This window comes from Rudaea sp., assembly GCF_057139185.1.
The window spans coordinates 1-11,028 of the sequence record NZ_DBNHDN010000032.1; the positions used below are offsets into that span (position 1 = coordinate 1).

At 65.1% G+C, this 11,028-nt stretch carries 13 protein-coding genes and 1 pseudogene; 4 read left to right on the forward strand and 10 right to left on the reverse strand.

The genetic code is table 11. The annotated features are described in order from the left end of the window. The 4 genes and pseudogenes from AC16HO_RS11435 to AC16HO_RS11450 all read right to left on the reverse strand — a co-directional run. Positions 1–228, reverse strand: a pseudogene (locus AC16HO_RS11435) (DNA repair protein RadA); the annotation flags it as partial. Positions 229–284: 56 nt separating this feature from the next. Further along, entirely contained in the window at positions 285–791 is a 507-nt protein-coding gene (locus AC16HO_RS11440) for a hypothetical protein (RefSeq protein WP_395642449.1), read from the reverse strand. A 378-nt stretch (positions 792–1,169) separates the two neighbouring features. After that, complete coding sequence (gene alr / locus AC16HO_RS11445; RefSeq protein WP_395642450.1) at positions 1,170–2,282, reverse strand: alanine racemase; 1,113 nt, start codon at positions 2,280–2,282, stop codon at positions 1,170–1,172. A gap of 165 nt (positions 2,283–2,447) precedes the next feature. Next, on the reverse strand, positions 2,448–3,833 hold the full coding sequence (locus AC16HO_RS11450) for a replicative DNA helicase (protein WP_395642451.1): 1,386 nt from the start codon (positions 3,831–3,833) through the stop codon (positions 2,448–2,450). Positions 3,834–3,985: 152 nt separating this feature from the next. On the opposite strand from AC16HO_RS11450, the gene AC16HO_RS11455 reads away from it, so the two are divergent. Together AC16HO_RS11455 and AC16HO_RS11460 are read left to right on the forward strand one after the other, a co-directional pair. Continuing rightward, entirely contained in the window at positions 3,986–4,411 is a 426-nt protein-coding gene (locus AC16HO_RS11455; protein ID WP_395642452.1) for a response regulator transcription factor, read from the forward strand. Between the two features lie 105 nt (positions 4,412–4,516). Next, positions 4,517–5,053, forward strand: a complete 537-nt coding sequence (locus AC16HO_RS11460; RefSeq protein ID WP_395642453.1) for a DUF4199 domain-containing protein — start codon at positions 4,517–4,519, stop codon at positions 5,051–5,053. Between the two features lie 116 nt (positions 5,054–5,169). Here the strand turns inward: AC16HO_RS11460 and rplI are convergent, their stop codons facing one another. The 6 genes from rplI to AC16HO_RS11490 all read right to left on the reverse strand — a co-directional run bounded on the left by rplI (position 5,170) and on the right by AC16HO_RS11490 (position 8,615). Further along, positions 5,170–5,619 carry a 50S ribosomal protein L9 gene (gene rplI, locus AC16HO_RS11465; protein WP_395642454.1) on the reverse strand — a complete coding sequence of 150 codons (450 nt, stop codon included), beginning with the start codon at positions 5,617–5,619 and terminating at the stop codon, positions 5,170–5,172. A 105-nt stretch (positions 5,620–5,724) separates the two neighbouring features. Further along, the gene (gene rpsR, locus AC16HO_RS11470; RefSeq protein ID WP_395642455.1) at positions 5,725–5,949 is read right to left on the reverse strand and encodes a 30S ribosomal protein S18; all 225 of its coding nucleotides are present in this window, start codon (positions 5,947–5,949) and stop codon (positions 5,725–5,727) included. Between the two features lie 39 nt (positions 5,950–5,988). Beyond that, a complete protein-coding gene (gene rpsF, locus AC16HO_RS11475) occupies positions 5,989–6,426 on the reverse strand; it encodes a 30S ribosomal protein S6 (RefSeq protein ID WP_395642456.1) in 438 nt (145 codons plus the stop codon). A gap of 117 nt (positions 6,427–6,543) precedes the next feature. Further along, a complete protein-coding gene (locus AC16HO_RS11480) occupies positions 6,544–7,326 on the reverse strand; it encodes a hypothetical protein (RefSeq protein WP_395642457.1) in 783 nt (260 codons plus the stop codon). Positions 7,327–7,398: 72 nt separating this feature from the next. Beyond that, the gene (locus AC16HO_RS11485; protein ID WP_395642458.1) at positions 7,399–8,217 is read right to left on the reverse strand and encodes a hypothetical protein; all 819 of its coding nucleotides are present in this window, start codon (positions 8,215–8,217) and stop codon (positions 7,399–7,401) included. 71 nt (positions 8,218–8,288) lie between these two features. Then, a complete protein-coding gene (locus tag AC16HO_RS11490) occupies positions 8,289–8,615 on the reverse strand; it encodes a HesB/IscA family protein (protein ID WP_395642459.1) in 327 nt (108 codons plus the stop codon). Positions 8,616–8,740: 125 nt separating this feature from the next. Here AC16HO_RS11490 and asnS point away from each other — a divergent pair, with 125 nt between their 5' ends. Continuing rightward, entirely contained in the window at positions 8,741–10,141 is a 1,401-nt protein-coding gene (asnS, locus tag AC16HO_RS11495; RefSeq protein ID WP_395642460.1) for an asparagine--tRNA ligase, read from the forward strand. Positions 10,142–10,222: 81 nt separating this feature from the next. Next, positions 10,223–11,028 (forward strand): ABC transporter ATP-binding protein (locus AC16HO_RS11500; protein ID WP_484335437.1); only part of this gene is annotated, 806 nt, incomplete at its 3' end.

Genomic DNA, 11,028 nt, shown 5'->3' on the forward strand with positions numbered 1-11,028 from the left:
GCGCACGCGCGTCTCCGCTTCGGCGGCAACGTCGGTCAACGCGAGGATCTTCGCCGCATCGCCCGCGCCGGCGTAGCCCGCGCGCCGCACCGCGCCGCTCTTCGCCGCCGGCTCGACCACGAACTCGGACAAGGTGTTCCATGCGCCGCAGGACTCGCACTGGCCCTGCCATTTCGAGTATTCGGCGCCGCACTGGTTGCAGACGTATGCTGTCTTTGCTTTGGCCATGCGCGCATTGTAGACGGCGTCGGGTCTCATTCGACGCGACGCCGCCGCCTCGACGCTCAATGCGCCGACGTCACGCTCTTGAGCAGGGCTGCGTCGAAATCCGCGTCGATCTTCGCGCCGCCGGCCGCCGCATCGTCGATGTGCACGTGTCCGGCGAGGCGGTCGCGCGCATCGGTCTTGATCGTGAACGCCGCCGGCTCGGTGCCGCCCGAATACTGGACCTTCTGGCCGTTGAGCACGACCCAGTAACCGAGATGGCGCGCGTCCTTGGCGAAATCGATCGTCGCTCCCTCGCTCACGCTTCCGTCCGCGCACGACAGGCTCGCGCAGGCGGCCAGCTTCGCGCCGATGTCGGTCGCGGAGAAATACAGGCGGCGCAGCGTCTTGCCCGGCTGCATGTCGTCGGGGCCCTCGATCAGCCAGGCGTATTTCACTGCCGCGTTCTTGTGCGCGTAGTCGATGCTGCCGCTTGCGCCGCCGGCGGCGGCAGCGAACGAGGCGCAGGCGAATGCCAGCGCGCCGGCACCGAGACGGAATTTGCCCAATCGTGTTGCCGTGTTCATGTTCTTCTCCTCATTGGATGGAAAGAAAGATCGCCGGACGGACGCAAAACCCCTGCCTTCGCCCCGGTCTGCGGCCCTGCCCCCGGATCCACACGCCATGCGCCGCGAAAGCCGGCCACGCCACCGACGGACGCCTGCTGTCGCCTGCGCCGGTGTGCTGCCGGCGTCGGCCTGCTTCGTGCATTGCCGGCGCGGGCTGCATCGTCCACCGCCGGTGGTGCGGTCGGCCCCGTTTCGCCCCCGAGGCCTGCACCATCGCATATTTGGCGCCCAATTCAAGCGGACTGGCTCCGCCCATTGGTGTGATTTGCCGCGCATTTTTCCTTCGCGCCTGCGGCCGTCCACGCAAATTGCAGCGAGCGGAGGCGCCTGCGCGGCCTAGGTGTCGTCCTCGACGAACAGCACGCGACGGGTCATGCCGCAGGTGAGGTCGTAGCTGATCGTGCCGGCATGCGCGGCGATCGTTTCGACCGGCAGATCGCGACCCCACAAAGTCACCCGGTCGCCGACCCGGGCGCCGGGAACGTTGCGCAGATCGATCGTGATCAGGTCCATTGATACGCGGCCGACGATGGCCGCGGGCCTGCCGTCGACAAGCACCGGCGTGCCGGGTTGCGCGCTGCGCGGGTAGCCGTCGCCGTAGCCGATCGCGGCAACGCCGATGGTCATGTCTTCGGGACACTCCCAGGTAGCAGCGTAGCCGATGCATTCGCCCTTCCCTACCTGCTTGACCGAAATCAGGCGCGTCGACAGCGTCATCGCCGGCTCGAAACCGAGATCGGCGCCGCTCTTGCCCGCGACCACGGACAGGCCGTACAGCAGGCCGCCGACACGCACCCAGTTTTCCGCATGCCCAGTTCCGGCAGAGAACGATGCCGGCCAACCGAGCAGACCGGCCGAGTTCGCCAGCGCGCGCGCGCCGGCCAGTTCGGCGCTCGCCTGCTCGAAACGCGCGATCTGCGTGGCAGTCAGGTCATTGCCGAATTCGTCGGATGCCGCGAAATGCGTCATCAGCACGATGTCGGCGTCGATGTTCGGCAGCGCCCGCAGCTTTGCATGAATTTCCACAATGCCACTCGAATCGAAACCGAGGCGATGCATGCCGGTATCGATCTTGAGCCAGACGCGCAGCGGGCGAGTGCCGGCGAGAGGATGCTCGGCCGCGAGCCAGTCCAGTTGCGCTTGGTGATGGATCACCGCATCGAGATCGAGGCGGCGCAACTCGGCGAGATCGCCCGGCTCGTCCGGCCCGGCCAGCACGACGATGCGCTGGCGGTTGCCCGCCGAACGCAGGCGCAGCCCGTCGCCAAGCGCGGCGACGCCGAGCGCATCGGCATCCGCACAGGCGCGGGCGACGCGTTCGAGGCCGTGGCCGTAGCCGTCGGCCTTGACCACGGCCATCACTTTCGCCGCGCCCGCAACCTCGCGCACGCGCGCGAGGTTGCGGCGCAAGGCGCCGAGGTGGATGGTAGCCAGTGCGGTGCGGCTCATCGGCAGGCAAGGAAATGGACAGACGCAGGCATGATAGTTCGTCGGGCCGGCATTCCGGCCTGCGCGTGCATGATTTTCTCGGGCTTTTTCAGGGCACGCGCGCCGCGGACCGGACGCGACCTGTGTTCCTCTCCTGGCCGAGCGAGCATCCGCCGCCGCACCAGCTCAGTCGTAGTTGCCGTAGCTGTCCTCAGCGTAATTTTCGAACCTGGTGTACTCGCCGCGGAAAGTCAGCGTGACATGGCCGGTGGGACCGTTGCGCTGCTTGCCGATGATGATTTCGGCCTGGCCCTTGTCGGCCGACTCGGGGTTGTAGTACTCGTCGCGGTAGATGAACAGGATCACGTCGGCGTCCTGTTCGATCGCGCCGGACTCGCGCAGATCGCTCATCATCGGCCGTTTGTCGGTGCGCTGCTCGAGCGAGCGGTTGAGCTGCGACAGCGCGATCACCGGCACGTTGAGTTCTTTCGCGAGCGCCTTCAGGCCGCGCGAGATTTCCGAAATCTCGGTCGCGCGATTCTCCTTGCTGCCGGGCACGGCCATCAGCTGCAGGTAGTCGATGACGATGAGGCCGAGATCGTGCTCGCGCTTGAGGCGCCGCGCGCGCGCGCGCAACTCGCCCGGCGACAGCGCCGGCGTGTCGTCGATGAAGATCTTCGCCTCGGACAGCAGCGTGATTGCACTGGTCACGCGCGGCCATTCCTCATCCTGGATGTCGCCGGTGCGCAGGTGCTGCTGGTTGATGCGGCCGAGCGAGGAGATCAGACGGAACGCGAGCTGCGAAGCCGACATTTCCATCGAGAAGATCGCGACCGCCTTCTTCGACTTGATCGCGGCGTGCTCGGCCATGTTGACCGCGAGCGCGGTCTTGCCCATCGACGGGCGTGCGGCGAGGATGATGAGGTCGGACGGCTGCAGGCCGGCGAGCATGCCGTCGAGATCGGTGAAGCCGGTGGAGAGGCCGGTCACCGCGCCCTTGTTTTCGTAGCGGTGATGCAGGATCTGGAACGCTTCCTTCACCGCCGCGCGCATCGGCGTGAAGCCCTTGCGCCCGCGCGCCCCGGCTTCGGCGATGCGGAACACTTCCAGTTCCGCGCCTTCGAGGATTTCCTGGGTCGAGCGCCCTTCCGGCTGGAAGCCGTCGCCGGCGATCTTCGTGCCCGCTTCGATGAGCTGGCGCAGCACCGACTTCTCGCGCACGATGTCGGCATAGGCGCCGATGTTCGCCGCACTGGGCGTGGCGTTGGCGAGTTCGATCACGTAACTCGATCCGCCGACCAGCTCGGACAGCTTGTTCGATTCGAACCAGTCGGCCAGCGTGACCGCGTCGCAGGGCATGTTCTTGTTCGACAACTCGCCGATCGCGCGGAAGATCAGGCGATGGTCCTTGCGGTAGAAATCGTCCTCGACGAGCTTGTCGGCGATGCGCTCCCACGCGTGCGCGTCGAGCATGAGTCCGCCGAGCACGGCCTGCTCGGCGTCGATGGAATGCGGCGGCACGCGCAGTGCGTCGACGCGCGCGGACTGGAAGCGATCAGGTGACACAGCCATCGTTGCAGTTCTTGTCGTCAGGGAATCTCGTCGGATGCAATGCTACCGATCCTCGTCTCATCGCGCGATACGACAAACCTGTGGATATCGTGTGGAAATCCGCATCGAGTGCGCACCACCGCAACCGGCAACAGCGATGCTGAGCTGGAAGCATGAAGCGGCAATTGTGGAAAAGCGCGGTCGGCTACGGGGCAGCACTGGCGTTCGGCGCGCTTGCGCTGGCGTTGCTCGACTATCAGCGCTTCACGCGCACGCATTTCGGTGATTTCGCGACATTCCTGGTCGGCGCCGGATTTCTCACCCTGGGCATCTATATCGGCATGCGTGTAGTAACGACGCCGGCCACCGTCGCATTCGACGGCAATCCACGGGCGCAGGCATCGCTTGGCATCAGCCCGCGCGAACTGGCGGTACTGGCGGAAATCGCAGCGGGTCGCTCGAACAAGGAAATCGCACGGCAGTTGAACGTCTCCCCAAATACGGTGAAGACCCACGTCGCGCGCCTGTTCGAAAAGCTCGGCGCAAAACGCCGCACCGACGCGATTGCCAAAGCCCGGGAACTCGGGATCGTCCGATAAGGCCCCGATTTCGGCTGAACCGGTCCAAATCACCCGTTTGGATGATTGTCCGCGGGCGCGTGGAGTACGCTAATTGCGGCTCCTTCACCCACGCAGACAACCCATATGCTCAATCTCATCCTGCGCTACGGTTTGATTGCCGGCCTCATTGTCGGCATTCCGATGATGGTCCTTGCCGTCGCCCTGAACGGCCACCCACCGCTGGCCTGGGGCATGGTCATCGGCTATACGACGATGCTGGTCGCTTTCAGCATGGTGTTCATCGCGATCAAGCGCCATCGCGACAACGACCTCGGCGGCGTAATCCGCTTCTGGCCCGCGTTCGCGCTCGGCCTCGGCATCAGCTTCGTCGCCAGCGTGATCTACGTGGCCGCCTGGGAGGCCGTGATGGCCTTGACCCACATGGACTTTGCCAGCAGCTACGCGGCTACTCTGATCGAGGAGCAGAAAGCCAAGGGTGCGTCCGCCGACGCGCTGGCGAAGCTGACCGCGGAGATGGAGACGTTCAAGGTGCAATACGCCAATCCGCTGTTCCGCCTGCCGATGACATTCACCGAAATTTTCCCAATCGGTCTGCTCGTTTCGCTGATCACCGCCGGGCTGTTGCGCAACCGCCGCTTTCTCGCCGTCCGGCGCGGTTGATCGTCGCCGCCGGAATGAAAAAAAGGCGCCGCAAGGCGCCTTTTTTCCTTGCGGCGTCGAGCTGCCGAAAGCCAGCTCCAACGCCGCGAATCATCGCCGACGAGCGTCGGCAGTGATCACTCTTCGCTGGTGACCGTGACCTTGACCGTCGTGTGCACGTCGGCGTGCAGGTGCACGTGGACCTCGAACTCGCCGGTGTGGCGGATCGGGCCTTCGCCCATGATGACCTCGCTCTTCTCCAGCGGATGGCCGGCGGCGCTGAACGCCTCGGCGATGTCGCGGGGGCCGACCGAGCCGAACAGCTTGCCTTCGGGGCTTGCGTTCGCCTTGAGCGTGATCGCGGCACCTTCGAGCGACGCCTTGCGCGTCTCCGCGGCGCCGAGGATCGAATTCGCCTTGGCCTCGTATTCGGCGCGGCGCTTCTCGAACTCGGCCACGTTCTTCTCGGTGGCCGGCACGGCCTTGCCCTGCGGCACGAGGTAGTTGCGGCCGTAACCGGGCTTGACCTTGACCTTGTCGCCGAGGGCGCCAAGGTTTTTCACTTTCTGCAAAAGGACCAGTTCCATTTCATTCTCCGATTCGTTAGCGCCGCCGTGGAACGCGACGCAGCAGTGGGTTGTTGTCCGAATAGCGTTTCGTCATCCCGGCGAAAACCGCGATGACGAACGATTTCAATGCGCGTCGCTGTACGGCAGCAGCGCGAGGAAGCGCGCGTGCTCGATCGCCGACTTGAGCTGACGCTGGTAGCGCGCCTTCGTGCCGGTGATGCGGCTCGGCACGATCTTGCCGGTTTCGGTGAGGTACTGACGCAAGGTGTTGAGATCCTTGTAATCGATGTAGGTCACGCCTTCGGCGGTGAAACGGCAGTATTTCTTGCGGCGGAAAAATTTCGACATGGTCTTCGTATCCTTTTTCTTGCTCTTGGGGGCGGCCACTTATTCGGCCGCTGCCGGGGCGGGACGCGGGGCGCGCGGAGCGCGCGGACGGTCGTCGAAATCCTCGCCACCGAAGCCGATGACCTCTTCGCCGTCGCGACGGCGGCCGCCCTTGTCATCCTTGTTCTTGAGGATGAACGACTGTTCGGTGATCGCTTCGTCGCGATGGACGATCAGGTGGCGCAGGACCGCGTCGTTGAAGCGGAAGCCGGTCTGCAGTTCCTTGACCACTTCCGCACCGCACTCGATGTTGAGCAGCACGTAATGGGCCTTGGCGAGATTGTTGATCGGATAGGCGAGCTGGCGGCGGCCCCAGTCTTCGAGGCGGTGGATCTTGCCCTGGCCGCCTTCGATCAGCGTCTTGTAACGCTCGATCATCGCAGGCACCTGTTCGCTCTGGTCAGGGTGGACCAGAAACACGACTTCGTAATGACGCATGTTGACTCCTTGTGGATATCGCACGGAGGGATTTCCGCCACGACAGCCTCCCGCAACGCGGTGAGGCAAGGCCCGTCGATGCAAGGATCGTTCGGGGGACCGCGAATTCTAAGGGAATCAGGGCTTTGGCGCAAGCTCGGGCGCGATGCCGGCCTTGGCCACGCCCGCCTTCTCCGCATCGGCTCGGGTGGCCTCGCGCAGCGGCTCGATGCGCAGGACGTTGTTCGTCGGCAGGATCAGCGGCTGCCTTGCCGCCGCGTCGTAGACGAATACATAGTTGGATACGGCGCCGAGCCAGGTCCAGGTCGGCGATTTGGACGCGGCAAGGTCGGTATCGGCACCGTTGAGCCGGATTTTCACCTGCGCCGCATCGCCACCAATCGTTTGCCGGTAACGGGCATCCGCATAGAGCGATACGAAAACCCAGCCATAGGAAACCACGACGAAGGCATACATCACCTGCATGAAGACGTGATGCTTCAATCGCAGGCTCCACGCAAGCAAACGCATGCGGAATTTCTGCCATCGGGTCGGCGCGGACCGCGCGCTCAGGCCATCAAGCCGCGCTTGCTGGCGCCGCCGCACCCATGCGTTGATCGCATCCATTGCCGTGATCACCGGAAACGTGCCGAGCACGAGCAACAAGGCGATCGGCTGCTGGATACCCGCGGTGAGGAAGTCGCTGATCTGCGACAGGCTCATCACCGGAATCCCGAACTTCGAATAGAAACGGAAGTTGTAGAAAATACCGGCCATCGCGACGAACAGATAGGCCACGGTGATGCCGAGCGCAGGCTCGCGCGCGAGCAATCGGCGCAGCGAAGGCAGCAGGCTGTGCAGCGCCGATGCGGGTGCGGGTTTTGCAGCAAGCGGTGTTGCCGGCGCGAGCGCCGTGTCCAATTCCGATTCCGTCACCGTCCGCTGCCCGGTTGCCTGTCCACGCCGCAGTATCGACGCCGCGGCCGTTTTCGTCTACCTGGCCGCGCGCTTCGGCGGCGCAATGCTGAAATTGATCAGGCGCAACGAACCGCCTTCCTCGACGAAGCCCATCCTGAAGCCGATGCGCGCGTCGGGCGCGCCGTAGTAGCCGGTGAATTCGGTGATCCCGCGCGCGTTCCTTCCGGGCGCATCGACGATGACCGGCTCGAGCGGATCGAGCATGGTGAAATCGCCGCGCGTGGCGATCGTGGCGCGGTAGTCGGCCGCGACCTGGGCCGCGGTCTGATGCTCGCGCCAGATCTGCGAGACGATGTCGGATTTGAGGAATTCGTCCATGTTGCGATGGTTCACGGCAACGCCGAACGCATGCATCGCCGCACGCACCGCACGCATTTCCGCGGGCGCGATCGCAACGCCCTTCGCCGGATGCGGATCGGCGAGGATCGTGCGCAGGTCGGCGGCATCGGATTTCGGCGCCACGGCCAGATGCACGTCGACGAAGCTCAAACCGAGCCTGTCGCCTTCGCGCACGAAACGCATCTCGAACAGGGTCGGCGGATCGCTCGCGTATCCACCCTTGACGATCAACTGGTTGTCGGCGTCGACCTGGGCGATGCCGTCGAACCGCGGATGCGCCTTGTCGAGCGCGGTCAGATCGACCCCGCTGTCGATCAGCGGCCTGAACGCCGCCTCCATCTGCGCCGCCGTCACCTGATGCGCGAACACTGCCGACATGACCGGACTGGCATGGAAACCCGCCAGATTCTTCGCCTTGATCGCGACGCCGAGGCGATGGATCACGTCCTTGACCCGCTTTTCGACCTGAACCGGCGCGCGGTCGTCGGGATGCAAAGGTTCAAAACCGGGCGCCGGTGAAACCAGCGCAATGCACAACACCGCGAGGACAGCTCTCGCGCTCCGCATCAGCCGACGGTGAAGCTCTCGCCGCAACCGCATTCGCCGGTCACGTTCGGGTTGCGGAACACGAAGGCGGAGTTGAGACCCTGCCGCGCGAAGTCGATCTCGGTACCGTCGACGAAGGAGAGGCTCGATTCATCGATGACGAGCTTGACCCCGTCCTGCTCGATCACCTGGTCGTTTGCCGCGACGCGCTCGGCGATATCGACGACGTAGGCGTAGCCCGAGCACCCCGTCTTGCGCACACCGAAGCGCACGCCCGCGGCTGCAGGATGCGTGTCGAGGAACTGCTGCATGCGCGTGCGCGCGGCGGGGGTGAGTTGGATGTTCATGCGGCTTTGATTCTATCATGCGCGTCCTGTTTCCCTGCAGTCATTGCGGCAGTCCCTGCTGGAATGACGAGTAAAAATATACTCGCCCCGCATAGTTTTGGGCGACCCACACGGAGTTTCAAGGCATGTCCATCGCCAGTGTTCAACAAGCGCTATCGGGTTCCCTCGCCGCCGGCAGCGAAGTCACCGTGCGTGGCTGGGTGCGCACGCGCCGCGATTCCAAGGCCGGGTTGTCGTTCGTCAACGTCAGCGACGGCTCGTGCTTCGATCCGATCCAGGTCGTCGCGCCGAACACGCTGACCAACTATGCCGACGAGATCGCGCGCCTGACCGCCGGCTGCGCGGTGCTCGCGACCGGCACGCTGGTGCCCTCGCAGGGCAAGGGCCAGGCGTTCGAAATCCAGGCGACCAAGGTCGACGTGGTCGGCTGGGTCGAGGACCCGGAAACCTACCCGATCCAGCCCAAGGCGCACACGATGGAATACCTGCGCGAGGTCGCGCACCTGCGCCCGCGCACGAACACGTTCGGCGCGGTCACGCGCGTGCGCGACTGCCTGGCCAAGGCCGTGCACCGCTACTTCCACGAGCGCGGCTTCTTCTGGATCAATACGCCGATCATCACCGCGAGCGATGCCGAAGGCGCGGGCCAGATGTTCCGCGTGTCCACGCTGGACATGGCCAACCTGCCGCGCGACGACAAGGGTGCGATCGACTGGCACAAGGACTTCTTCGGCAAGGAGACCTACCTTACCGTCTCCGGCCAGCTCAACGTCGAGGCGTACTGTCTGTCGATGAGCAAGGTCTACACCTTCGGTCCGACCTTCCGCGCGGAGAACTCGAACACCGCGCGCCATCTTGCCGAGTTCTGGATGATCGAGCCCGAGATCGCCTTCGCCGACCTCGACGACGACGCCACGCTGGCCGAGGATTTTCTCAAATACCTGTTCCGCGCCGTGCTCGACGAGCGCATGGACGACATGAAATTCTTCGCCGAGCGCCAGGACAAGGACGCGATCACGCGCCTCGAAGCGCTGGTCAACGCGCCGTTCGAGCGCATCGACTACACCGAAGCGGTGAAGATTCTGCAAAACGCGAAACAGAAGTTCGACTACCCGGTCGCCTGGGGCAGCGACCTGCAGACCGAGCACGAACGCTATCTGACCGAGAAACACGTCGGCCGCCCGGTCGTGGTGATGAATTACCCGGAAAAGATCAAGGCGTTCTACATGCGCCTCAACGACGACGGCAAGACCGTCGCCGCGATGGACGTGCTCGCGCCCGGCATCGGCGAAATCATCGGCGGCTCGCAGCGCGAGGAACGCCTCGATGTGCTCGATGCGCGCATGCGGCAGTTCAAACTCGATCCGGCGCACTACCAGTGGTACCGCGACTTCCGCCGCTACGGCACCGTACCGCACGCGGGTTTCGGCCTCGGCTTCGAGCGCCTGGTCGTCTATGTCTGCGGTCTCGCCAACATCCGCGATGCGATTCCGTATCCGCGCGTGCCCGGCGCGGCGGATTTCTAGAAGCTGATCTGGCCGCGTCGAAAAATCACTTCCCCGCTCGTCGTTTCAGCAAAGACGGATGGGCGAACAAGAGCACATGGCATGAGTTTCGAACCCATCGTTTCGATCCAGGGCGTCAGCAAGACCTATGCGAGCGGCCTGCAAGCGCTCAAGAGCGTCGACCTCGACATCCGCCGCGGCGAGATCTTCGCCCTGCTCGGGCCGAACGGCGCCGGCAAGACCACCACCGTCGGCATCTGCACCACCCGCATCCACGCCACCGCCGGCCAGGTGACCGTGAGTGGCCGGAGCGTCGCGCAGGACGGCCCCGCGGTCCGCCGCGCCATCGGGGTGGTCACCCAGTACAACACCCTCGACCGCTCCTGCACCGTCGCCGAGAACCTGTATTTCCACTGCCGCTACTTCGGCTTCAGCGGGGCCGAGGCCACCCGGCGCACCGGCGAGCTGCTGGAGCAGTTCCGCCTCGCCGACCGGGCCGACAGCATGACCATGGCGCTCTCGGGCGGGCTGGCGCAGCGGGTGCAGATCGCCCGGGCGATCGCCCACCGGCCCGGCATGCTCTTCCTCGCTGAACCCACCGCGGGCCTCGACCCGCAGAGCCGCCTGGCGCTGTGGCAGCTGGTGCAGGGCCTCAAGCGGGATGGGATCACGGTGCTGCTCACCACCCATTACATGGAAGAGGCCGACCGGCTCAGCGACCGCCTCGCGATCATGGATCACGGCCGGGTGCTGGTGACCGGCACGCCGGCGGAGCTCAAGCAGGGCGTGGGTGCCGCTTCGGTGATCGAGCTCTCGCTGGAACGCCCCGACGACGGCATCCGCGCCGCTCTGGCGGCGCTGCCCGCCGTCCGCGAAGTGCAACCGACCGCCGCCGGCCTCCGGGTGCT

Bases quoted from the DNA above. Each gene is read 5' to 3' on its own strand.
- AC16HO_RS11440 (WP_395642449.1), bottom strand. From the start codon at position 791: ATGAACACGGCAACACGATTGGGCAAATTCCGTCTCGGTGCCGGCGCG.
- alr (WP_395642450.1), bottom strand. From the start codon at position 2,282: ATGAGCCGCACCGCACTGGCTACCATCCACCTCGGCGCCTTGCGCCGC.
- AC16HO_RS11450 (WP_395642451.1), bottom strand. From the start codon at position 3,833: ATGGCTGTGTCACCTGATCGCTTCCAGTCCGCGCGCGTCGACGCACTG.
- AC16HO_RS11455 (WP_395642452.1), top strand. From the start codon at position 3,986: ATGAAGCGGCAATTGTGGAAAAGCGCGGTCGGCTACGGGGCAGCACTG.
- AC16HO_RS11460 (WP_395642453.1), top strand. From the start codon at position 4,517: ATGCTCAATCTCATCCTGCGCTACGGTTTGATTGCCGGCCTCATTGTC.
- rplI (WP_395642454.1), bottom strand. From the start codon at position 5,619: ATGGAACTGGTCCTTTTGCAGAAAGTGAAAAACCTTGGCGCCCTCGGC.
- rpsR (WP_395642455.1), bottom strand. From the start codon at position 5,949: ATGTCGAAATTTTTCCGCCGCAAGAAATACTGCCGTTTCACCGCCGAA.
- rpsF (WP_395642456.1), bottom strand. From the start codon at position 6,426: ATGCGTCATTACGAAGTCGTGTTTCTGGTCCACCCTGACCAGAGCGAA.
- AC16HO_RS11490 (WP_395642459.1), bottom strand. From the start codon at position 8,615: ATGAACATCCAACTCACCCCCGCCGCGCGCACGCGCATGCAGCAGTTC.
- asnS (WP_395642460.1), top strand. From the start codon at position 8,741: ATGTCCATCGCCAGTGTTCAACAAGCGCTATCGGGTTCCCTCGCCGCC.